General features: G+C 48.7%; 19 protein-coding genes. 15 read left to right on the forward strand and 4 right to left on the reverse strand.

Annotated features, from left to right (window positions below; translation table 11 throughout):
- Nucleotides 1-56 precede the first annotated feature (56 nt).
- Nucleotides 57-548, reverse strand: coding sequence for a hypothetical protein (locus DQG23_RS30925; protein WP_113034897.1), 492 nt, complete (start codon nucleotides 546-548; stop codon nucleotides 57-59).
- A 241-nt stretch (nucleotides 549-789) separates the two neighbouring features.
- Between DQG23_RS30925 and DQG23_RS30930 the strand changes: the two genes are divergently transcribed.
- From DQG23_RS30930 to DQG23_RS30945, 4 genes are read left to right on the forward strand one after another with little or no spacing between them, the layout of a single operon-like run.
- Entirely contained in the window at nucleotides 790-1,413 is a 624-nt protein-coding gene (locus DQG23_RS30930; protein ID WP_113034898.1) for a zinc dependent phospholipase C family protein, read from the forward strand.
- A gap of 33 nt (nucleotides 1,414-1,446) precedes the next feature.
- On the forward strand, nucleotides 1,447-1,959 hold the full coding sequence (locus DQG23_RS30935; RefSeq protein ID WP_238178125.1) for a shikimate kinase: 513 nt from the start codon (nucleotides 1,447-1,449) through the stop codon (nucleotides 1,957-1,959).
- Between the two features lie 39 nt (nucleotides 1,960-1,998).
- A complete protein-coding gene (locus tag DQG23_RS30940) occupies nucleotides 1,999-2,667 on the forward strand; it encodes a DUF2625 family protein (protein WP_113034899.1) in 669 nt (222 codons plus the stop codon).
- A 40-nt stretch (nucleotides 2,668-2,707) separates the two neighbouring features.
- Nucleotides 2,708-3,196, forward strand: a complete 489-nt coding sequence (locus DQG23_RS30945) for an NUDIX hydrolase (protein ID WP_113034900.1) — start codon at nucleotides 2,708-2,710, stop codon at nucleotides 3,194-3,196.
- On the opposite strand, the gene DQG23_RS42340 is transcribed toward DQG23_RS30945, so the two are convergent.
- Entirely contained in the window at nucleotides 3,193-3,345 is a 153-nt protein-coding gene (locus DQG23_RS42340) for a hypothetical protein (RefSeq protein ID WP_158560786.1), read from the reverse strand. The genes DQG23_RS30945 and DQG23_RS42340 overlap by 4 nt on opposite strands.
- Before the next feature lie 149 nt (nucleotides 3,346-3,494).
- On the opposite strand from DQG23_RS42340, the gene DQG23_RS30950 reads away from it, so the two are divergent.
- The 6 genes from DQG23_RS30950 (at nucleotide 3,495) to DQG23_RS30975 (ending at nucleotide 16,506) form a co-directional block, all read left to right on the forward strand.
- Entirely contained in the window at nucleotides 3,495-7,064 is a 3,570-nt protein-coding gene (locus DQG23_RS30950) for a glycoside hydrolase family 44 protein (RefSeq protein WP_113034901.1), read from the forward strand.
- Nucleotides 7,065-7,481: 417 nt separating this feature from the next.
- Nucleotides 7,482-9,857 carry a helix-turn-helix domain-containing protein gene (locus DQG23_RS30955; protein ID WP_113034902.1) on the forward strand — a complete coding sequence of 792 codons (2,376 nt, stop codon included), beginning with the start codon at nucleotides 7,482-7,484 and terminating at the stop codon, nucleotides 9,855-9,857.
- A 165-nt stretch (nucleotides 9,858-10,022) separates the two neighbouring features.
- A complete protein-coding gene (locus DQG23_RS30960) occupies nucleotides 10,023-11,720 on the forward strand; it encodes a type 2 periplasmic-binding domain-containing protein (RefSeq protein ID WP_113034903.1) in 1,698 nt (565 codons plus the stop codon).
- A gap of 1 nt (nucleotide 11,721) precedes the next feature.
- Nucleotides 11,722-12,963 (forward strand): sialidase family protein, encoded by a 1,242-nt coding sequence (locus tag DQG23_RS30965; protein ID WP_113034904.1) that lies wholly within the window; start codon nucleotides 11,722-11,724, stop codon nucleotides 12,961-12,963.
- 99 nt (nucleotides 12,964-13,062) lie between these two features.
- Nucleotides 13,063-14,565 carry an ABC transporter substrate-binding protein gene (locus DQG23_RS30970; protein ID WP_113034905.1) on the forward strand — a complete coding sequence of 501 codons (1,503 nt, stop codon included), beginning with the start codon at nucleotides 13,063-13,065 and terminating at the stop codon, nucleotides 14,563-14,565.
- An 81-nt stretch (nucleotides 14,566-14,646) separates the two neighbouring features.
- A complete protein-coding gene (locus DQG23_RS30975) occupies nucleotides 14,647-16,506 on the forward strand; it encodes a right-handed parallel beta-helix repeat-containing protein (protein ID WP_113034906.1) in 1,860 nt (619 codons plus the stop codon).
- 9 nt (nucleotides 16,507-16,515) lie between these two features.
- Here the strand turns inward: DQG23_RS30975 and DQG23_RS30980 are convergent, their stop codons facing one another.
- Both DQG23_RS30980 and DQG23_RS30985 read right to left on the reverse strand, forming a co-directional pair.
- Nucleotides 16,516-17,937, reverse strand: coding sequence for an MDR family MFS transporter (locus DQG23_RS30980; RefSeq protein ID WP_113034907.1), 1,422 nt, complete (start codon nucleotides 17,935-17,937; stop codon nucleotides 16,516-16,518).
- A 57-nt stretch (nucleotides 17,938-17,994) separates the two neighbouring features.
- Nucleotides 17,995-18,234 (reverse strand): hypothetical protein, encoded by a 240-nt coding sequence (locus DQG23_RS30985; RefSeq protein ID WP_113034908.1) that lies wholly within the window; start codon nucleotides 18,232-18,234, stop codon nucleotides 17,995-17,997.
- A gap of 526 nt (nucleotides 18,235-18,760) precedes the next feature.
- Between DQG23_RS30985 and DQG23_RS30990 the strand changes: the two genes are divergently transcribed.
- The 5 genes from DQG23_RS30990 to DQG23_RS31010 all read left to right on the forward strand — a co-directional run bounded on the left by DQG23_RS30990 (nucleotide 18,761) and on the right by DQG23_RS31010 (nucleotide 22,420).
- On the forward strand, nucleotides 18,761-20,185 hold the full coding sequence (locus DQG23_RS30990) for a PQQ-dependent sugar dehydrogenase (protein WP_113034909.1): 1,425 nt from the start codon (nucleotides 18,761-18,763) through the stop codon (nucleotides 20,183-20,185).
- 277 nt (nucleotides 20,186-20,462) lie between these two features.
- Nucleotides 20,463-21,176, forward strand: coding sequence for a class I SAM-dependent methyltransferase (locus DQG23_RS30995; RefSeq protein WP_113034910.1), 714 nt, complete (start codon nucleotides 20,463-20,465; stop codon nucleotides 21,174-21,176).
- A 228-nt stretch (nucleotides 21,177-21,404) separates the two neighbouring features.
- On the forward strand, nucleotides 21,405-21,710 hold the full coding sequence (locus DQG23_RS31000) for a PadR family transcriptional regulator (protein ID WP_269321934.1): 306 nt from the start codon (nucleotides 21,405-21,407) through the stop codon (nucleotides 21,708-21,710).
- The gene (locus DQG23_RS31005) at nucleotides 21,710-22,057 is read left to right on the forward strand and encodes a DUF1048 domain-containing protein (RefSeq protein WP_113034911.1); all 348 of its coding nucleotides are present in this window, start codon (nucleotides 21,710-21,712) and stop codon (nucleotides 22,055-22,057) included. The genes DQG23_RS31000 and DQG23_RS31005 overlap by 1 nt, the downstream gene beginning before the upstream one ends.
- A 12-nt stretch (nucleotides 22,058-22,069) precedes the next feature.
- Complete coding sequence (locus DQG23_RS31010; RefSeq protein WP_113034912.1) at nucleotides 22,070-22,420, forward strand: DUF1048 domain-containing protein; 351 nt, start codon at nucleotides 22,070-22,072, stop codon at nucleotides 22,418-22,420.
- The last annotated feature ends 15 nt before the right edge of the window (nucleotides 22,421-22,435 follow it).

A 22,435-nucleotide genomic window follows, 5' to 3' on the forward strand; every position in this document is an offset into this window, starting at 1 on the left:
GTTTCATGTTACTTATATCACAAGGGGATGTTTGAAATATTGCTCTCTCATTCCGCCTAACACAAAACGATAATTCTATAGGGGGTGGTCTGGGCGGGGATGCTTTTGGTGGTAGGTCCGTAAATAACGACCAGATCCCGGTTCGCAGGGCTTTTTGAAAAGAGCTGCCCGTTTGTTAAGACGATTTTCGTATAGGGAGAAATATTTAATCGTAATCGACCGTCGCTACTAACCAGCTCGCTGTTAAAATAATCCACTTTTACATTTTGATACGGGCTATCTTTTACCATGACAAGCGCTTGGTATTGTGGTGGGTAAATTAGAAGAGCAGGTGCATCTCCGTCATAATATCCAGTTACGCGATCTCCTACCGACACCATTACATGGTCTACAAAGTAAGTTGTGGGCGACACCACGAAATTTACGATTGCTCCCGATCCGTTTTCTACAGATATGAATTGAGAACAGCCTTCTCCCTTACCGTTTTGACCCGTGAAAAAATCATTAATCATAGTGACTGTCCCGTGAAAAGAATAAAAATTTGTCATACGATACCTCCATTGCTTTCCTAACACGTTTGCTCTTTTATAGTATGTGGGTGAATAACTATATGTGCAGATGCCCAGTGTATCGCGTGAGTTATTGCGCTGTCAGGAACGATCGTTGAATAATCGAGCGAGGCGTTAATCCAAGAAATAGAACGATTTGTTCTAAACCGTATATTTTTCATTACTTCTAACTTTTGGTAGCATGGAGTTGTGTTTATAAGAGGAAAGGGAGGATTTACCTATGCCATGGCCCATGCTCCATTTCTCGATTGCGTATCGAATGTTTGACGGTCATCCTCAACATGAATTTTTACTCGGGAGTATCGCTCCGGATGCCGTACAGTTTAGGGAAGATAAATTTTCTAAAGCGAGGTCACATTTACGCGAAAGTATGGGGAGCTATCCGGATTGGCCTGGATTAATCGATTTTTATAACCGAAGAGTTCATGATTACAAAGATGATAAATACGAAATGTTTTTATTGGGATACCTCAGTCATATTATGGCAGATGACCTTTGGGCTGCGTATAAACGCAGGATAAGCAATGAGGATAAAAGCGTCTTACAAGCAATCTGGAATGAAGAAAACAAGTATGATTTCCATCTCAAACGAACCGTTCCATGGCGAGACGTTATCGAACGACAAGTAGCCGGTGCTGCACTTTATGAAACGGCTGGCCTGTATACCTCGGAAGAGCTGGACATATGGAGACGCAAATTGTTCATCTGGTTAGACACTCCCGAAAATGAACCGTTAATCGAAAATCAATATTTAAATGATGCTGACGTAGGGGGATTTGTAGACGAAGCCGCTGTTGAGATTTCCGGTTGGATCAAAACGAAACTAGGCAAGTCTTTGATCTGAGATATAATTAGGGAAAACGGAGGCATTGTAAACGTGCAGAAGACTAGGAATATAGTTCTTGTAGGTATGTCAGGAGCCGGTAAAAGCACTTTAGGCGTGCTGCTTGCTAAAGCTTTAGGAATGGACTATGTGGATACAGATATCGTTATTCAACAAGATGAAGGCAGGTTGTTACAAGAGATCATTGATCATGACGGTCTCGAAAAATTTATGGAAGTCGAAGAAAAAGTTGTGTCTGAATTGCAGCTCGAAAATTGCATCATATCTACAGGCGGAAGCGTTATATATTCGGAAAAAGCTATGCACGCCCTCAAACAGAACGGGCTCATTATTTATTTGCATGTCCCCTATGAAGAAATTCAAAGGAGACTAACCAATATTACAACCAGAGGCATTGTCATCAAGAAAGGAAACAGTCTTAAGGACGTGTACGAGGAAAGAGTTCCGCTATACAAGAAGTATGGAGATCAAACGATTGATTGTTCAAATAAGGATATAGAACATTGCGTCAGTGAAATTATAGAGAACATCCGAGAATTCGACTGAGGGGAACAAGAGTACCAAGACAAAAGGGGGATAAAAAACATGAAGGGAATCGAAGAACTTGTTTACGAAGGTGAATCTGCGTTAACCACTGTTGAGAATTGGATTTTTGAATCGAAAAATAGTAATCAAGCCATAATTCTTCCCTCTGAGATAGAAATGAGTATAAAGGTTATAACAGACCTGCAAGTAACAACCAAATCTATACTGGGTGCGATTGCATACTCAACCGGCGGAATCTTATTTCAGAACGGTTGGCTTCGTATTTTGGGTTCGGGTCATGATAAGTTACCGAGAACCATTACATCATGGAGTGAACAGTGTGACATGAAACATGCCTTGTTGGTAGCTGATGATGTTGTTGGAGGATTTTTTGCTCTAAATTGCGGTTTTCTTGATGAAGGAGTAGGCGAAATTTTTTATTTTGCCCCTGACATTTTGGATTGGGAGCCTTTGGAGATGGGGTATTCCGACTTTGTGCATTGGGCTTGTACTGGAGATTTACATACATTTTACGAAACGTTCAGGTGGAATGGATGGGAAACGTATGTTGCAGATATAAACGGAAATCAGGGTATTTCCATATACCCGCCTCTTTGGACAAAGGAGTCGAATCAACAGGGCATAGAGAACTGCTCTAAAAAAACAGTGCCGTTAGAGGAGCTTTGGGGGCTGCATAACCATATGCGAGAGCAATTAAACAAGGAGTAAATGCTGAATATACAACCTTATCCTATTAGGAGGTCGTGAAATGGCGTTTCCTACACATATCGTATCGGCAGGCGGAATTGTAGAAGATGGGAATGGAAATATCTTATTAGTAAAAACCCGTGACGATGGTTGGGTGTATCCTGGCGGGATAACTGAAGTTGGAGAAAATCTGATTGACGGCGTGATCCGTGAAATCAAAGAGGAAAGCGGAATAGACGCCACTGTCAGCCATTTAATCAGTATTGTTTCCAATACAGCGATCCATAAGTGGTATGACGGTGTGACTGATGTTCCTACGAAGGTCATGTTTGATTTCGTGTGCAAGGCTGCGGGCGGGAAGTTAGCTGCTTCTGATGAAACTAGCGAGTGCAGGTGGGTTCCAAAGGAAAATGTTCTGGAATTCATTACTTTACCCGCAATCCGCATGCGTTATGAAGCTTATTTGAACTTTGACGGCTCTGTAAATTATTTGGAGTACGTCACTGCGACAACGTCAGAATGTAGTGTCAAGCTTCAAAGGCGTGTTTAGCTGTCCGGTATTTCTCGTTCAAATTCGGAGCTGACGGCCGACAAGCATCCGATCGAGCCGTTGGAAGGAAGCGGCTTGTTCCAGGTGTAGAAGTTTATCCGCATATAGTGAAAAAAGGAGCCTTGTCCGTCGACTCGTTCGATGAGCAAGGTTCCTTCTTTTTTGAGGGGGGTGAATAAAAATCATCCTGTTCAAGGACAAGGCACGATTCTATAATCGCTTAAGTAAGTTTGATTCCAGCGGATTCCATTCGGGTGACTGGAACGATGCTATACATAAATCGAGAGGAGAATCATCGATGTTTATTACTATACAAAGGAGAACGGCACGCGCACTCGCCTTGGCGCTAGCCGTCGTTCTAATGCTTAACGGCTTTTCGTTATTCGGAGCAGCCAAGATCATTGCAGCGGCGAATGTGGAAACCGCGGTTGAAGCGCCCGTTTCGCCTGTGGCGCCGGGCTCCGTTGCCGCGCTGAATGCGAGAGTAAAGGCTTCGGAGGACGCCTCCTTGCTTTTCGACCTTGAAATATTCGACGCTTCCTTGAAGAAGGTGCATCAAGTATTTGTCGATCATATCGACGTAAAGGCCGGGGAAACGAGGACGGTTCCATTTGAATGGGCTGTGCCTGCAGGTCTGCCCGGAGGAACGTATATCGTCAGCCTGGGTATTTTTGGAGCGGGATGGGACGGCATGTACACTTGGCACGCAGGTGCCGCTTCGTTGACGATCTCCCAAGAGGAATCGGCGTTCGAGAGCAGCGCTGCGGTTGCCGCAGAGACCGCCAAGCCAGGCGATACGGTGGACGTCGATGTGACGGTGACGTCCCGCGTTTATGGCGATGCGATCGTGGAAATCGGCATCGTCGGACCGGACGGGTCTAAATCGACCGAGGAGGTCGTCAACGGCCGGTTCGAAGCCGGTCAGGAACGGACTTTCGGCGTGGAGTGGGTCGTGCCGCAGAAGGCGCAGTCTGGCGATTACCGCATCGAGATCGGCGTTTATAGCCCTGACCGGAGCCAGATGAAGCATCGGAATACCTCTGCCGGACAGTTCACGGTGCTGGCTGCCGGATCGCAAACGATACCGGCGCCGGCGGATTTGAAGGCGGCGCCCAAGCAGCTCGCAGTTACGGTTACGTGGAGCGGGGTCTCAGGGGCGACAGGCTACGAGCTTGAAGCTGACGGGGCGATCGTACCGGATATTCAAGGAACATCCTATATCCATCAAGGCTTGCAGCCGGGCACGGAGCACGCTTACCGCGTAAGAGCGAAGCAATATGGCGCGGCGGGCGCTTGGAGCGAGTCGGTAACCGCCAAGACCTCCGCAGCGTCCGGAACGGCCGCTCTTAAGATCTTTTCAAAAACGGGCACAAGCGACTGGTCGCAAATGCCGAGCCCAGGCTTCGAAATCGAGAACGCGGGCAAAACGCCGATCCCGCTTGGCGAGCTTTCGCTGAGGTACTATTTTACGATCGAAGAGGAAAGTCCGCTGTCGATCGGCTTCTGGTCGACCGCTTCGAACAGGAACGTGACCACGAAGTTCGTCAAAATGCCGATCCCGTCGGAAAAGGCCGACCATTACTTGGAAATCGGGTTTGCAGCCGATGCCGGGCCGCTTCAGCCGGGCTCGAAGGTCGGCGTTTATACTTGGATCAACAAAGAGAACTGGTCGATCTTCGACCATACGAACGACTACTCGTTCACGCCGACTTCCGATTATACCGATAACGGCAACGTGACCGGCTATCGTTCGGGGACGCTCGTTTGGGGCATCGAACCCATGCTGTTCGACATTCCGCCTTACCCGATGAACGTAGCGGCCGCCCCCGCAGATGAAGCGATCACCGTATCGTGGCAGCCTGTCGAAGGGGCAACCGGCTATGATGTCGAGGCGGACGGACGGCTGACCGAAAACATTTCGGGCACGTCATTTAAGCACGACTGGTTAAGACCGGGTACCCGTCACACGTATAAAGTGAGGGCGAGAGCCGGGAGCAAGACGAGTATTTGGAGTTCTACACTGTCGCTCAAAACGACGGGCGAGCAGGCGCTTCCGGCTCCGGCGAATGTAAGGGCGAACCTCGCGGAAACGTCGGTTACGGTTTCGTGGAGCAAGCTGGCGGAGGCGATCACCGGCTATGAAATCGAAGTCGACGGCGCAATCATAGACGCGGGAATGCAAACATCGTACGTGCATGGAGGGCTTGTTTCCGGTTCCCAGCATACGTACAAAGTGCGAGCGAAGGATGGCGCCACGCGGGGCGCGTGGAGCACGACGCTTAAGGCGAATACCAAGTTCGTGCCTGCGGGCAAGTTCGATGTCACATTCCAGGTCGACCCATCCGCAGAACGGGCGCCGATCAGCCCGTATATTTACGGTACGAATGAAGATTTGACGGGCACCGAAAACTGGAGCGCGCGGCGTATGGGCGGCAACTGGATGTCCACCTACAATTGGGAAACGAACGCATCGAATGCGGGAGACGATTACTTTTTCATGAGCGACAACTATGTGCCTTGGTATTACGGCGGCGTGCCGTGGGGCGGCAATATGGCGGAGCCGGGCGTCGGCGTTGCGGGCTTCCATCAGAAATCGCTCGACAAAGGGATGTTCTCGCTCGTTACGCTGCAAGCGGCAGGCTTCGCCGCAAACGATACGAATGGCGAAGTAACGGCAGCCGAGACGGCGCCTTCATCCCGCTGGGTCGAAGTGAAGCCGTCGAAGGGCGCACCGTTCAGTCTCGTTCCGAACCTGACGGACAATGCCGTTTATATGGATGAGTTCGTTCATTATTTGGTGAACAAGTTCGGCGGGGCCAAGTCGGCTACGGGCATTAAGGCGTACCAGATCGACAACGAGCCGGGTTTGTGGGCCAAAACCCATATGCACATGCATCCGCAGGCTCCGGGCAGCGCGGAAGTGGCGGACAAAGGTATCGAGCTCGCCAAAGCGGTCAAAAACGTCGATCCCGACGCCGAGCTCTACGGTCCGGTTTCTTACGGCTTCGACGAGATGTACAACATGCATGAAGCCGCCGACTGGAAGGCGGTGAAGGGCACGTACGACTGGTACATGGACTACTATTTGGACCGGTTCCGCGTCGCTTCCCAACAGGAAGGCAAAAGGCTGCTCGATGCGCTGGACATTCACTGGTATCCGGAAAATACGGCGGGCGGTTACCGGATAACGGACAGCGGCTCGAACGGCAATCTTGAGGCCAATAAGGAGCGCATGCAGGCGCCAAGATCGCTATGGGATTCGAGCTACACCGAGAATACGTGGATCGGACAATGGTTCAGCGGCTTCCTGCCGGTCATTCCGAGGCTGCAGCAGTCGATCGACACGTACAATCCGGGTACGAAAATCGCCATTACCGAATACAACTACGGCGGCGAAAACAATGTGTACGGCGGCATCGCGCAAGCGGACGTGCTGGGCATCTTCGGAAAATACGGCGTGCATTTCGCGAGCTTCTGGAAAATGGTTAACGAACTTAAAGAAGCGCCGTATATTAGCGCAGCCGCGAAACTGTTCCGGAACTACGACGGAAACAATGCCGGCTTCGGCGATACGAAGGTGAAGGCGGAGACGTCGGATATCGAGAACAGCTCCGTATACGGCTCCGTCTACAAGGACAGCGACGACAATCTGCACCTGATCGTGCTGAACAAAAACAATGATCACGCGATGAACGCCATTTTCAATATTGCCGGGGAGACGGGTTACAAATCGGCAAGAGTATGGGCGTTCGACGGCGAAAGCTCCGCGATTACCGAGAGAGAGCAGGTTGCCGAAATTACAGGCAATACGTTTACTTACGAAGTGCCGAAGCTGACGGCATGCCACATCGTGCTAAGCGCGGAATAACTATACGAAAGCGTCCGTTAGCAGCCCGAAAAGGCGGCGAGCGGGCGCTTTTTCGATTTTGCGATTCATTAAAGCTTGTTCCTGGCACGTTGGCCCCGAAGGCAGGATCGAAGTGAAGAATATAGAACTATTATCGAGTCATGCTGTTCTTTGATCCGAAACAGCAAAGCGCTGAAAGCAGGGCTTTGCTGTTTTCTGTCATAGCTGCGCTTTATCGTTCTCAGCTTTTGGGATGGAGTCGTTAATTCCCATGAAGAAAAGGAATTACGCGGTCCAATGTCAAAATTGGGATATCGAGGTTATGATTCAGGCATGATCAATCGCATGGCGGTCTAGTACAATAGAAGGGATTTAAAGAAATGATAGCGCATACAAAGGGTGGCGTTTTGACAGAAAAAAAGAAAAGGGGAAGCTTCGATGCTGAATCGTTTACGTCTGTTTACGAGACACAAATATTTTTTGATCCGGTTGATCGCGTATTCGTTGCTCATTTGCCTGGTGCCGATCGGCGTACTCGGCTTCTTCTTTTATCACAGCGTGCAAGCCTCGATGCATAGCGATATCGAGCAAGCGAACAATCGTTATCTCGACCAGACGGTAAATGCGATGGAGCTGGTCATCAAACAAGTAGGAAGCGGATATCGCCAATTTGTCACGAACAGCACGCTGTTGGAATTCGACAGGCTGCCGTACGGCAACTATTTCGATGAGATCGATCATTGGTATTTGTCCGATCATCAGAAGGAGCTGACTGAGTATATCCAGCTCAAGGCCAAAGTACAGCAAAATATTGAAACGCTCATGCAGCACAGCGATTTTATTTATTCGATCTACTACATCCACCCCGAAAGAGGCATCGTCCTGACGAACGGTCCTCTCCAATATGAGATCGAGCGGTTTTATGACAAAGGCTGGCAAGATGGACTCGCTCCCGGCACGCTGGGTTACCCCTTAATTATGAATGTTCGACAGGCCGTACAAGCGGATGGCAGCCTGAAGAGCGTCGTACCTGTTTTTTTTCGTCCCATGCAGGTCAACTATACGGTAGTCATCAATTTGGATGCGGATATCTTTTATCGGAATATTATTTCCAGTTTGGATACGAAGGGTCATACTTCGCTGATCGTCTTCTCCGATTCCAAGGAGCCGCTGTTTTACGATCGAGCTGTTTATCGAACGGAAGATGTGGAACGAATTCAGAAAGAGGTGGCCAACCCCGAGTCGGATGGGCAGGCCGCAGCCGTGCAAAAAAGCAGCAAAGTGTTGGCGGAACAACAATTAATCACATGGCAGCATTCCGAGGTTTTGGGCTGGACGATCGTCGAGGTAACCAATTTGCAGGACCTTTATGTTAGCGTTTCCCGGATTCGCACTTTATTTTTGACCGTATCCGTTATGCTCGCCATCGCAACCGTGGTACTTACGATCATAACTAGCCGCAGGATGTACAGGCCGGTTCAGCATATTTTGCAGTTTATTAAGGAAGGCTACCGTGACGATTCGAGTGCCGAAAGAGGGTCTCGCAAACAAAAAGGCGAGTTTCGAGTCATTCGCGACAGCCTGGCCGACGTTCATGCGGCCGGAATACGGCTGCAGAGCAAGCTGCGCGAGAGTATGCCTGCCTATCAGGAGAAGTTTGTCCGATCGCTGCTGCAAGCTCATCATTTCACGGACGACGAGATCCGGGAACGGTTGGATTTTCTCGGAATCCCCTTGCGGCCCGAAGGCATAGCGCTGCTCCTCGTTTCCGTGCGGCCGGATCGCCGCAAAGCGCAGAGCGCAGAGAAAGAGGCGATCGAGCATTTGCTTGTAACCGAAGATTTGGTCGAGGCTCTCGCCGACAGGAATGATTATTGGGTACAGGAGCTCGAGGAAGAACTGTATTTGGTGCTGATCAACTGCGAAGAGCAGGAAACGGCCACGATATTCGGTCTAGCCGAGCGGATCAAGAGAGCCGTTGAGAGCAGGCGATCGGCTGATTGTGCGGTCGGGCTTGCTATGTATTGCCGCTCAATCGGGGAATTGGCGCGGGGATATCAAGAGGCGTCGGAAGCTTTGCAGTACCGGGGCATGGCATCCGATACCGATGTCATCTATATCGGCGATGTCCGGTTGCATCCGCGAGCACAGCTGCCGTATCCGAAGAAAAAGGAAGATGCGCTGCTTCTGAGCATCAAAAATGGGGATCGCGAACAGGCGCTGCTTGTATTTGCCGAGCTCGTAAACGATATGCGAGCTGCGGTAGGCACAGGAGGGCTGCCGCATATTCAGCAAACCTTTTATCTCCTGGTCGTTAAACTGTTTGAAGCCGCACACGAAATGAAGCCGGACATCAGAACGGCGATGCCGGAAATGCGTCTCGATTTGCTGGTATCCGCGATTCAGAGAGGAGATTGGCAGGAGACTACAGGCCGAATCGAGCAGTGGATCGGCGAAGCGTCCCTATGTATATTCAATGCCTTCCATATTAAGAAAAACATGCATGTCGAGCAAGCCAAAGACATTCTCAAATATGGGGACGCCAAAGCGATTTCACTCACCTATGTCGCGGAACGGCTCGGATTGAATCCTTCCTATTTAAGCCGGATATTCAAAGAATACACCGGATTTACGTTTACCGATTACTTGGCCAGACTTCGTATCGACAAAAGCAAGCATCTGCTGCTGGAAAGCGACTTGCGGGTGAAGGAGATCAGCGAGCGGCTGGGCTACGCCAAGTCGAATCATTTTATTAAGCTGTTCAAGGATATGACCGGCCAAACGCCGGGCGATTTTCGCGAGAAGCATCGTTAAGTGCCGGAGGGATACCGCTATGATGACGGGAATGCCGCGATCATGACAAGTCATGACATCAGCATAGCCGCATACAACTTTTATCCCCTATGATGTCGTTAGGACGACGGCTTCTGCATGAAGCGGGTATACAACAACCGAAATCCGGATAAGGGAGTGTCTGAAATGCGGACAGCAGAAGAAAGGGGCCTGGTAAAGCAGGTTCCGCATACAACAGGCGATCCGTGCAAGCGCAAGCGCAAGCTCGGCCGGCTGGATGCAAGAAAACGGGCGGCAGCGACCGTATTGCTGGCATTGCTGCTGGTCGGTTGTACCGGAGGCGGCGCAAACACGGAGAGCGGCGATTTCGCGTCTTCGCCGGCAGCAAGCGATAACAGCGCCGGCCCCTTCGCCAAACATCTGGAGATTTCCTGGATCGGCCACAATCAGGTGGGCAAAATCAATGACGCCTTCGATAACCCGGTGAAGAAGCTGATCGAAGACAAGTTCAATGTCACAATCACGATGGTGCCGCTGGATGTGCATAACCAGGAGCAAGTAAATCTATTTTTCGCCGACGGCAAATCAGCCGATCATATCCGCGTCAATGTCGGTTCCAATTTCCTGATCGAGCAAGGGTTGGTGCGCGAGATTCCCGAAGACGCGCTGCGTAAGCTGATGCCAACCTGGATGTCCTCGATCGAGAGCATGGTAGACCCGGCGGTCGTTAACGCCACGATGAGGGTCAAAGGAAAATTGTATGCGGTTCCACATACCAACTATACTTATCTGCAGCCTTGGGTCATGGGCATCCGGCAAGACTGGATGGAGAAGGTCGGGATCGCCAAAATGCCGGAAACGATCGAGGAGTATCACGAGCTGCTCAAACGTTTTGCCCATAACGATCCGGACGGAAACGGCAAAAAGGATACGTATGGCAGCCATGGCGTTCAGCTTTACTTGCGCGGCGCCCTAGGGCTGGGAGGCAGTGAAATAACGGCGAGCTATTATGCCGATAAGCAGGGAAAGGTATACGCAACTGTGCTGACCGACAAATACAAGGAATATGTAAAAACGCTGCAAGGCTGGTATCAGGAAGGGCTGATCGATCCGGAATCAATTACCGATCAGCGGCCGCAGCAGCGGGCAAAGTGGACGGACGGCAAATTCGGCGTGCTCGCCGATCACCCTTGGTGGTTCGCCTCGACGACTGCAGCTAATGTGACGAATATGGTGACGGATAAAAATCCGAATGCCCGAATCGCCTTTTTCGAACCGTTTGCAGGGCCTGACGGCGATCGCGGAGCGGGCGGAGCCGGCTTCCCGGGAATGACCCCCGGATTTTACTTCGGACGGGATACCAGCGACGAGAAGATGGAGCGCATTATGGCGATCAAGGAATATATCGCGGCTAATTCGGATTTCTTCATACGCGCCTATTTTGGCGAAGAAGGGACGGGTTATACGTTCGATGCTAACGGTATTATTCAGGTGAAACCGGATTACTTGTCAGTAGAAAAAATAACGAAGGAAGGAATCAACGCTTACTTTGCCTTGATTCCGATGACTTGGGATTTTGCTAAAAAACATACCATTCCGAAAGCCGATCAGCCCGTTTACGAAATTTCAATGGCAACCCCGCCCAAATACAATGATGTCAACTTTCCGACGAACAACCGGAACGAAGCGCACTCGCGCTACGGCGCGGCCGTTAATACGATCGTGGCTGAATTCGAGACCAACGCGGTAGGAGGGCGTCTCGATGTGGACAAAGAGTGGGAGTCGTTCAAAAAACGGTTTCTCGATGCGGGCGGCAAAAAAATCATTGAAGAATACCAGAAGCTTCATGATGAAGCGGAAAATCATATAAAAGGAGATCGGTAGGATGAAATCTTGCAAATTGATTGCAGAGGATCCGAGGGTACAGGTCGAGTTCGGAGAGGAGCGTTTGATTTTGCAGGGCGGGCTGCAGCCGTTTATGCTGGCGACTTCGGCAGGGACGCTTGTCGTGCAGGCGCAGCTCCCGCAGCAAAAGCCTTACGGCACAAGGAAAATGGTATTCCCGCATAGGATGGCCACTGTCGTTTCCCGTGACGGGGGAAATACGTGGCAGCGCTTCGTCCGCAAGGAAGGAGTCGACGAAGTCAATATCGAAGGCGGGGCTGCGGAGCTGAAGGACGGAACGATTTTGGCGCTCGATACCTATGTTGTGGCCTCGGATAAGCCCGGATACGGTATCGGCGAGTTGGCATTGTCGCACGACGACTGGCATACGCTCGAGGAGCCGGCCGCGGTTTCTTTCGAACTGACGAATATCGATATCGAATCGAAAAAAGATGACGGAGGCCACGATCATCGGGCCGCACGTCTGCATCGGTCCATGATCGAGCTGCCGGACGGCGATCTTCTGACAACGATGTATACCTGGTTTTACGGCGATAACGTGCCTTGTCCCTATATGCCGAGCATGCACAAGGCGCGTACGATTTTGTACCGCTCTTCGGATAAGGGGCGCACCTGGCGGCAAATCGGTTCCGTTGTGAAAAGCACGGATGCCGGTACCGAAGGCTTCGTCGAACCGGTGCTCGTCCGCCTGTCCCAAGGCTTACATGAAGGCAGACTCCTCTGTCTGATGCGTACCGGCCGCGAGATGCATGCTGTTTATTCCGATGATGAAGGCGTAACGTGGAGCGAACCGAAAGTAGAGCTGATCGGCGGGATCGATGTCAACAGAACGGAGTTGTGGGCCGAGCAGTTCCGAGAGCTCAATGTCCCGGAGCCGAACGAAGGCATGAACGAGCTGCGCGGCATGTACGCGGACCCGGACTTGATAGAGCTGCACAATGGCGTTCTCGTCTGTGCGTTCGGCGTACGTATTCCCGAAAAGGCGTGCTGGAAAGATCCGACGCACCCGTGGAACGGCAACTACGTCGCGTTCAGCCTGGATCAGGGGGAGAGCTGGAGCCATGTCGTGCAGGTGACGTCAGGTGTCCTCACCGCTCATTACATGAGCATCCGCGAGCTTGCGCCGAACGTGCTTTATGTCGCGTACGATAACGGGGCTTGGAACAAGCCGGAATTGCAGCGGGTCGTAGGACGCCGGATCGGGCTGAGCTTTCGCATGTAGCGGCAGCGACGATAATCCGTACGAGCAAGGACGAAGATAAACCTCCAAAATAGATTGAGGCTCGATTACCTAATAAGAGAGAATAGGTGGTTACGTTTGATGAAGAAACAGAAATACAGTTTGTTCCTTTCCGCACTAATAATTGTTATGGCCATGCTGGTGCTGGCAGCCTGCTCCAAGGGCAATCCTGCGCCATCGGCAGGGCCGGCGGACAGTGACAGTGCCACAGGAGATCCTTCGCCGACTAAGAAGGCGGATGACAAGGGGGCGGCCGATAAAAAATGGGTGATCCGATTCGACCCGCAAATGCATTTGCCGAAAAAACCGGATGCGCAGGACCCGACGGAAAAGAAGGCGCTTGACGAGCTGAACAAAGAATACGAGGCGCTTCATCCGAACGTCAAGATCGAGCTTGTGAAGGTTCCTACCACGCAGGACCGCAATGCCTGGCTGCAAGCGCGGATGATGGCCAAGGATGCGCCGGATATTTTTTGGACCAATTTCGAAACGACATGGGAGAACTATCATAAAGGCTGGTTTTACGCGGTTGACGAATGGATGAAGAAACCGAATCCGTATAACGGCAATAAAATTTGGGGCGATACGTTCGTTCCCGGCATGCTCGATTCTGTGCGAGCCCCGGACGGCAAGCTCTATGATATTCCGGCTGACGGCGTAGGCGTAGCGATCTATTACAACAAGAAAATTTTCAAGGATCTCAATCTGAACATTCCGAAGACGTGGAAAGAGTTTATGGACGTCCAGGCCAAAATCAAAGAAAGCGGCACGACGCCGTTCGCCTTTATGCATGTCAACAAAGGCTGCTGCGATGTTTCCTGGTCGGACACGCTGCTGCACAACCAGTTCCTGATCGGAAACATGGCTCATCTGGATGAGGACAAAAACAACCGGCTCGACCCGATCGAAATCGCCCGCGCGACCAAAAAAGGGGTGATGCCGAACGAGGACATATTAAGACAAGAGTTTACCCTGCTCAAGGAATGGTCGCAATACTGGCCCAAAGGGTATATGAGCAAATACGATCAAAACCAAATGTTCGCATCGGGTAAAGCGGCAATGATGTTCGGCGGGAGCTGGACGATCGCGTCATTAAACGCCATGAAGCTGCCTTTTGAATGGGGAGCGTTCAATTTCCCGTTAGTGACCAAGGAGTCCGCATCGCTCTCTACGGAGAAAGGGGCGAAAATACTTGGCCCTTGGGGGCCGGGGCAGTGGGTTATTCCGGGCTACATGGAGAAGGACGATCCGGGCAAGCTGCCGGTTATTATGGATTACTTGATGTTTCTCAGCAAGCCGGAGAATATTTCGAAGCTCGATATGGAAACGGAGTCCGAGCCGAATATTATCGGAGCGAAGGCGCCGGAAGGGCATGAGGTGTTCCTGGAAGACATCCCGCTTATCGTGACGAACGGCTACGACGTTTATATGGGCAAATCGTTCTCCGATGCATGGGAGAATGGCATCATCCAATATTTGAGCGGATCAATGAGCTTGGACGACCTGATAGCCGAGGTGAAAAAAGCTTATGCCAAAGGCGCCGACGAAACGATCGCGCAGTATGAGCAGGCTCTGAAGAAATAAACAGTCGGTAAGTCGACGATCTAGCATCGGAAGAGTTACGTTATGTTACTAAACTTTTAATAGTACGAGGAGGAACTAAAGATGTCCGTACCGAACGATCCGAATTCAGTCCAGAGAGATAGGAAGTTCGATCGCAGAACGCTGCTCGCCTCCGCCGGTTTGGCCGGTGTTGCGCTAGCGACCGGGGGAATGTTTAGCAATATCGCAAGCGCGAACGGCCAACAGGATAAAACCAAACCGAAAGTACTGACGAGTTTGAATTATTGCATAGCGACAACCGTATCCGAGCTTCGAAATTTGTCCGATCCCGATTCGCAATTCATTTATTATGTTACCGATAGCGGCATGGAAGGGCATTTTTATTACGATTTGAACGATACCATATCGGTTGATAACACAGGCACTGTCATTGTTTCGGCGGCAGGAGCCAGATTCAAAAGAATTTACGACGAGGCGGTTAACGTTAGATGGTTTGGTGCGGAAGGCAACGGGGTTGCCGACGACACATCGGCCATACAGGCTGCTATAGATATTGAGGAAACGGTATATATTCCGAATACGGACACGAGTGTTTACCTGATCTCCGACACGATCAAAATACCTTCCAATAGACAAATTATTTTTGCAAACGGCGTTACTTTGAAGCTTAAAAACAACGTGAATAAAATCATGATTCAAAATTCCGATATAACGAACGGAAACAACAATATTGCGATTATCGGCGGAAAACTGGATGCAAATAAACAGAATCAAAGCGGAGGGGCGGATTTTGCCACGATTCAGTTGACCAAGGTAAGCCGTTCGTTATTCCAGAATTTGATCGTCAAAGGCAGTAAATTCATCGACTATTATTTTGGTTCCGCCGGATGGGATATGCTTTATTGCGATAATAACAAAATCTATGATTGCGAGCTGTATGAGTCGGATGGAGAAGGGCTTTGGTTAAGAGAATCCAATCATAATGAGATCGTCGGCGGGGAGTACCATCATAATTTAGGTTCCGGTGTCGCGATAAACGGCGGCGAGTTTAACCTTGTCGAACGCGTATATGCCCATCATGCCGCCTCTAGCAATTTGTCGATCAATGCAAAGCACACAAGAGTGATCAATTGCATTTGCGATACCAATGACACGGAAAACGGGATTACATTCGGCCACCATGGATACCCTGCGGATTATTCGATTTGCTCAGGCAATATATGCAGAAATAATACGGGACAAGGGATAGCCGTTCTTGGAAATACCATAGAGGTTATTTGCACGAACAATCGCTGCTATAATAACGGAGGTTCCGGAATACGGGTTTCGGACCTGTCTAAAGAAGTGACCGTTTCGAATAATACGATTTATAAAAATAACGAGTTCGGAATATACGTGGGCGGAAGCCCTGGCCAGCCGGATGTCCAATGCATCATCCAAGGAAACCTGTCCAAAGAAAATCGTTATGACGGTATTTTTTTAATAGACGCTCACAGTTGCCTGATTAGCAGTAACGTAATCAAAAATAATGGAAGATTCGGAGTATGGTTGTATGAATCAAACACAAAGTACAACACGGTTTCCGAAAATAGATGCTATGACGATCAAATGACCAAGACTCAACAAAGAGGAGTATATATTGAAGGAAGCATGAATAGTTTGACGGATAATATGTTATCAGGGAATAAAGATTATCCTTATGTGGCAGCGGCGGGAAATACGATCAGGGATAATAAATTGTCCGCTACGGAAGATTCATCCGCCATCCTGACATTGACGGCTTCAGGCAGCACCGTATATGAGAATAACAATATTCGGGCCGATACGCGCGTTACCTTTCAACCGATTTCCGCTTCTTCGTTAACTCGAAATATTGTTTTAACTGCTATTGGAAATGGAAATATAACTTTTGCTCATACCACTGGAAGCAATACTGATCAGGTTCGAATATTTATCGGATGATTTATACCTTCAAATCTGTTCAGGTACTTTTTTTATAAACCAACCCAGCAGGAAAACAAGTACGGCGAGAATAAATGCAATCCCAAAAACCGTTTGTAGACCGGCGACCATGCTTTGTGTCTTCTCGTGCATCGCAGCGGGATCGAGTGAATGATGAAGATAACGATTGGCTCCAGACGACATGATGCCGACGAACAATGCGATGCCAATTCCTCCTGCAATCTGTTGGAGCGTATTGTATATGGCTGTGCCATGGGGGACTAGATGACGCGGAAGTTGATTTAATCCGGTCGTCTGAGCCGGCATGACGACGAACGACATGCCTAAGAATAAGAGGATATGATTGAACAGAATGGAACCTCGCGTCGTATCGCTGTCGATGCCGGCAAATAGCCACAGCGATACGGCGATCAAGAACAGTCCGGGCACAATGACGAATCTCGGCCCGAATGTATCGAATAGTTTCCCCGACACCGGCATCAACACCCCGTTCAAAATGCAACCCGGCATCAGAAGTAAACCTGTCGAGAATGCTGTCAACTGCATCACGTCCTGGATATAGATCGGCAGCAATGTCGTTGTGGCGAATAAAACCATCATCAGGATTACAATCAAAACTGCAACCAGAGAAAAAGCGGGATGCCGGAATACCGAGAGATCGATCAACGGCTCTTTGATCTTGAGCTGCCGCCATACGAGCAAGAGCAAGAAGAGGCTGCCTAAGGCAATCGATCCGTAACCCTCGGGCTCAACCCATACATTTGTTTGGCTGAAGCCGTAGGTGACGCAACCGAAACCGACGGTTGACATTACAATGGATAAAAGATCGACTTTTGGCTTGGTCAATTCCGTCACATTCCTCACGTAGATGATTGCATAAATAATCGAAAATAGCGCGACAGGAATCACGATGTAGAACAGCCATCGCCAGCTAAGGGTATCGATGATCAATCCCGACAAGGCCGGCCCGAAAACAGGGGCGACCATAATGACCAGCCCCATAAGACCCATGGCGGCACCCCGGCGTTCCGGAGGATAGAGGGCGAGAATCGTATTCATCATCAACGGGAGCAAGAATCCTGTCCCGCAAGCCTGAACAATTCTGCCCATCAGCAAGATTCCGAATCCCGGGGAACTTGCACACAAGCACGTACCGGCCAAAAACAACGCCATCGCAGACATAAACATCTGGCGAGTAGTGAACCATTGCTGCAGTAATGCGGTCACCGGCACCAGTACGCCGATCACGAGCATATAACCCGTCGATAACCATTGTATGGTGGCAGCCGTAACGTTGAATTCCCGCATTAATCCAGGCAGCGCATTTGTAAGTAAATTCTCGTTAAGAAACGCAACAAATGCACCTAGTAGCAGGGCGGTTAACATCGCCCCTCTCTTCATTCCGCTTGCATCTTGAACCCGCTTGTTCATTTTCTGCCTCCCTAATGTTAAGTGCCTTGACATCGAATCGCCAGCCTGTCGTGCGGATTATCCTACACCATCACTTTCCAGCAAGGAATAAAAATGATCGCGGTCTTCGTCATCGAATTTGCCAAGCGTCCGTATTTTGACAAATTCATGTCCGCCATACATGTCTAATTCCTCGCCATACCTGTTGTAGAGCGCGATCATATTGCCATCCCGATTCAACTCCATGTACCCGTAACAGTTTGCTTCAGGCGCTTCACCGTATAGGAGCAAAAATCTGATTTTATCCACGCGGTTCATGCAGCTCCTCCTTTTCCGTCTCCCCATCTGCCTGAAGAAAATATTACGTGAAACCGGCCGAATTGGAAAAAGCGAAATTGCTCCTTATACCCGGAAATTCATTCATATTACAAAAGCATAAGGGGGGATCCCCCGCCGCATCGCTTTTTCGCACATTATCTCTTGACAGGATGAGCTTTGGAGATTATGATAACGTGCCGGTTAACTCTACAAGGCAAATAAAGCAAAAAAGGCCGACTTTTCGTAGTGCTTCGGCACCGAATCGTCAGCCCGGAACAGATCGCAGCGGAGATCCGCGGCTCTTGTACGCAGTATGCGGGCAGGGGACGGATGATCGGAACAAAATGTAGATCGAAGCCATCCCAAACAGCAATCGCCCTCTACTTGGTCTACTTGGCCAGGGGAGGGCGATCTTTTTGCTTAAGTTACCTTCTTCCACACCGATTGGCCTTAATTCGTACTAATAATAGAACAGTGTTAATCATATCCTTATTGAAGAAAACAATAGAAAGGAGTGAAATTTTAGTTGATAAAAGTTAAGGTTCGTTTACGGCCCATTGTAAGTAAGTTAAATTTGCCCACCGTTCTGAAAACGACTATACTGCCGGGTGATTCAAATGAAAGTTTATTTATTGCAACCCAGGTAGGAGAGATCTTTTACATACGAAACGGAGCTATAAGGACATTTTTGAATATTAGCCCGCGAATCATGAAACTAGGTGTTTCTAGTGGAGGATACGATGAACGGGGATTGCTGGGGCTGGCGTTTCATCCCGAATTTTATTATAACGGTCTTTTCTACCTTCATTTTTCATCAGCCGGAACACAAGGGCCAGGCGCTCTTCCAGGTACATTTGAATCTTTTAAACCTAACCCGTGTGATCCCGGAACCTTAAACCTAAAGTGGATAAATAGAGAAACTCAGTATGATCATATCGATACGGTTGAGGAATGGATGTTACAATCGAAAGGTCAACCTCAAAAACGACGGACATTACTTAACGTAAGAAGACCCTTTTTAAATCATAATGGGGTCAATAGCTTAAACTTTTCGCCTGAAACAGGAAACCTTGTTTTAACGACCGGTGATGGCGGATCCGGCTATGATCCTTTTAACTTAAGTCAAGACGATATGGAGATAGCCGGAAAAATTATTGAAATTGATGTAAATAAGCATGTATTTATTTATGATCCGCCCGTAGTCACGCGGTTCAACGAACTTCCCGCACCTATTCAGGAAACGCTTACGGTAATTGCCAAAGGGGTTCGCAACATACCGGGCATTTCCTATCAAAGGTTATATAATCAGTACATCAAATATGCGGGAAATGTCGGACAGGACTTGGTAGAGTCGATTTTTTCATTCGTTCATTATAAACCGATACCGGTGCCCCAGCTAATTCAAGCTTCTTTAATGAATGCTGAGCCTGACCAAGAAGGATTTATTAACTTTGGCTGGAGAGGGTGGGAAGGTGCATTTCCTACTTCGATTATTAGAGGCTGTTCTGCAAATCCGGCTTTGGATGAGAAAACAATTGCCTATTACAATGAAGCGGTAAAAACTTCAGTGAGGCGGCTTGAGCCTTTAACGAGTTATTTTCATAAAGATCCCCGACCCGATAAATTTGGAGGAACTGCACTTACGGGAGTCCAGCCGTATATGGGGAATGAAATCCCCGACCTAACGGGAAGCGTTGTGTTTACCGATCTTGCCAGGAATGAAGGCTCTCCCCCTCCAGTTAAAGGGGTTTTAGCTTATACGGGGATCAAAGCAGATCATAAACCAAATGATTTCGGTGTTATAGAAACGGATTATGATTTTGGAGCTCAATCAGCTTATTATGTTAGTTTGGGAACGAATCTGGATCAAACCAAACTATTTTTAGGGGTCTATGGCTCAATGAAAGTGGCTGATCGTAACCAAGGGACCGTTTTTGAAATTGTTCCATAATTCATCATTTTAAAATCTGACTTAGTAGAACGGAAAACGTTTGCTCAAGAAAATAAATAGACATGAGGCTGCCGTCATTTTGATTGGCAGTCTCGCTGCGTAAACGGGCAGTTATCTCAACAACTTCTGTGGTAATATGTGGATATACTAATGTGAGGAATGGATGTGATTGCGGTGATAAATGGCGACATTGCGCTTGAAGGAAAACGAGTAAGGTTGATTGTTGGCATTGCCGTTTAAGTTGGATATCAAAAGTTTCAATAAAAGGGGAATCATAATGTCGCCAGGTCGGCTAGAAGAAATTCGACTGAAGGAGAAGTTATATCACGATAACTTCTATGAGAACGTTGAACTCTTTCAGGAAGGTTCATGGTTAGAGAAACCGGTAAAAACCGTGATGGATACCTTTGAATTATTACCTCAAAAGAACAATTTGCGACTGTTAGATTTGGGATGCGGGGTTGGAAGGAACAGCGTACCGCTCGCCCAAAGACTTAAAGGTACTGAAGGTAAAGTTGTTTGTATTGATTTTCTTGAATCAGCTATGACTAACCTTCAACGACATGGAAAGGCATATGGCGTTTCTGAGGTGCTTGAACTGATTACATCGGAGATCAGTAATTTTCATGTCTGCCCCAATTATTATGATTATGTAATTAGCGTTTCTACCTTAGAACATTTGGATTCCATCGCAACATTCCATCAAGTATTAGAAAATATCATTAATGGAACCAAGGAGCAAGGGATCCATTGTTTCTTGATGAACTCAAACATTCGCGAGACGGAAGTGGAAACAGGGTCGCAACTAAACCCTATGTTTGAGATCCTTTTTCGTACAGAAACGCTGCTTTCTTTACTGCAAAATACATATGCAAATTGGTCTGTATTACGGGAAAACGTGAGCCGGTACACCCTCGAAATCATGAGGGACGAAAAACGTGTATGGTTAGAAAGTGATGTGGTCACCTGGGTTGCACAAAAACGCTCATAAATAAACGGGTTATTCATCTGCTTAATTCTAATAACCATGACAAAGGCTGCTGGCGTAATCGGCAGCCTTTTCAGCTAAACGAACGGGCAGGATATTTGCAAATATAAATCCGTTTCAACGCTATTGACATTCCAACTACTGCGTGTTACTTTATAGTGGTAGTAAGTAATACTTCATACCAGTCATACAGAATAGCGAAGGGTGATTGTGCTGGAAAACTTAACGGAAATGCTCAAAGGCGCGCTTGAGGGCTGTGTCCTTGAAATTATTAGCCGCAAAGAAACCTACGGATACGAAATCACGCGCCGGCTGAACGCCCTCGGCTTTACAGATGTTGTGGAGGGAACGGTGTACACCATCCTGATTCGGCTTGAAAAAAACAAGTTGGTGGAAATCACCAAGAAGCCCTCAGACATGGGACCGCCGCGAAAGTTTTTCGCGATCAACGATGCGGGGCGCGAGGAGCTGCGGAGGTTCTGGGAAAAATGGGAGTTCGTTTCATCAAAAATTAACGAGTTAAAGGAGAAGGAATAATGAACTTTTGGGAAAAAATCACCGGCAGCGACATGACTAAAGAATTTAAGACTTTTGAATCGCGTATCAAAAAGCTGCCCGCTGATTATCAAGCGGCATGGGAACAAATTAATGTAAATCTTTGGCCGCACTCCGATTTCACCGGTCGTAACCTCATGCCAATTCTTGACGGTGTGCTTGGCCTGCTTGAAGAATCGGCGGCGGACGGTCAGAGTATCCAAGAGGTTTTGGGTAACGATATCAAAGGCTTCTGTTCAGCGCTGGCCGGCGAAGAAGGGGCAAAATCGCTTCGCGACAAGTGGCGCGAGCAACTCAACAATAATATCGCTAAAAAATTTGGTAAATAGGAGGAGAATAAAATGAAAATACGAGATATCATCGAAGGCAAAAAAGAGTGGCGAGCGCACGTGGCGCGTGTCAAAGCGCTTCCGCAAGATTATCAGATCGTTTATAAAGAGATTCAAAAATATCTCTTTAAGGTCGGCCCTCTTGAGCTAACCGAGGGGACGGGTTTGCTCTCGGGGATTATCGATCTTTTTGAAGAGGGAGCGGCCTTGGGGAAAGGGGTGCTCGAAGTGACGGGCAGTGACGTAGCGGCTTTTTGCGACGATCTAATCAAAGATTCAAAAACTTACGCGGATATCTATCAAGAATCTGTTGGCCAAGAAGGTCATAAGGCCATGAAAAAGGTTGCGGATAAAGAAAAGTAAAAGGGGGATGTCGGG

The organism is Paenibacillus contaminans, assembly GCF_003285015.1.
GTDB classification, from domain to species: Bacteria; Bacillota; Bacilli; order Paenibacillales; family NBRC-103111; genus Paenibacillus_V; species Paenibacillus_V contaminans.

Excerpts from the sequence above, each read along its gene's own strand:
- DQG23_RS30925 (WP_113034897.1), bottom strand. The coding sequence starts at position 548 with ATGACAAATTTTTATTCTTTTCACGGGACAGTCACTATGATTAATGAT.
- DQG23_RS30930 (WP_113034898.1), top strand. The coding sequence starts at position 790 with ATGCCATGGCCCATGCTCCATTTCTCGATTGCGTATCGAATGTTTGAC.
- DQG23_RS30940 (WP_113034899.1), top strand. The coding sequence starts at position 1,999 with ATGAAGGGAATCGAAGAACTTGTTTACGAAGGTGAATCTGCGTTAACC.
- DQG23_RS30945 (WP_113034900.1), top strand. The coding sequence starts at position 2,708 with ATGGCGTTTCCTACACATATCGTATCGGCAGGCGGAATTGTAGAAGAT.
- DQG23_RS30950 (WP_113034901.1), top strand. The coding sequence starts at position 3,495 with ATGTTTATTACTATACAAAGGAGAACGGCACGCGCACTCGCCTTGGCG.
- DQG23_RS30955 (WP_113034902.1), top strand. The coding sequence starts at position 7,482 with ATGCTGAATCGTTTACGTCTGTTTACGAGACACAAATATTTTTTGATC.
- DQG23_RS30960 (WP_113034903.1), top strand. The coding sequence starts at position 10,023 with ATGCGGACAGCAGAAGAAAGGGGCCTGGTAAAGCAGGTTCCGCATACA.
- DQG23_RS30965 (WP_113034904.1), top strand. The coding sequence starts at position 11,722 with ATGAAATCTTGCAAATTGATTGCAGAGGATCCGAGGGTACAGGTCGAG.
- DQG23_RS30970 (WP_113034905.1), top strand. The coding sequence starts at position 13,063 with ATGAAGAAACAGAAATACAGTTTGTTCCTTTCCGCACTAATAATTGTT.
- DQG23_RS30975 (WP_113034906.1), top strand. The coding sequence starts at position 14,647 with ATGTCCGTACCGAACGATCCGAATTCAGTCCAGAGAGATAGGAAGTTC.
- DQG23_RS30980 (WP_113034907.1), bottom strand. The coding sequence starts at position 17,937 with ATGAACAAGCGGGTTCAAGATGCAAGCGGAATGAAGAGAGGGGCGATG.
- DQG23_RS30985 (WP_113034908.1), bottom strand. The coding sequence starts at position 18,234 with ATGAACCGCGTGGATAAAATCAGATTTTTGCTCCTATACGGTGAAGCG.
- DQG23_RS30995 (WP_113034910.1), top strand. The coding sequence starts at position 20,463 with ATGTCGCCAGGTCGGCTAGAAGAAATTCGACTGAAGGAGAAGTTATAT.
- DQG23_RS31000 (WP_269321934.1), top strand. The coding sequence starts at position 21,405 with ATGCTCAAAGGCGCGCTTGAGGGCTGTGTCCTTGAAATTATTAGCCGC.
- DQG23_RS31005 (WP_113034911.1), top strand. The coding sequence starts at position 21,710 with ATGAACTTTTGGGAAAAAATCACCGGCAGCGACATGACTAAAGAATTT.
- DQG23_RS31010 (WP_113034912.1), top strand. The coding sequence starts at position 22,070 with ATGAAAATACGAGATATCATCGAAGGCAAAAAAGAGTGGCGAGCGCAC.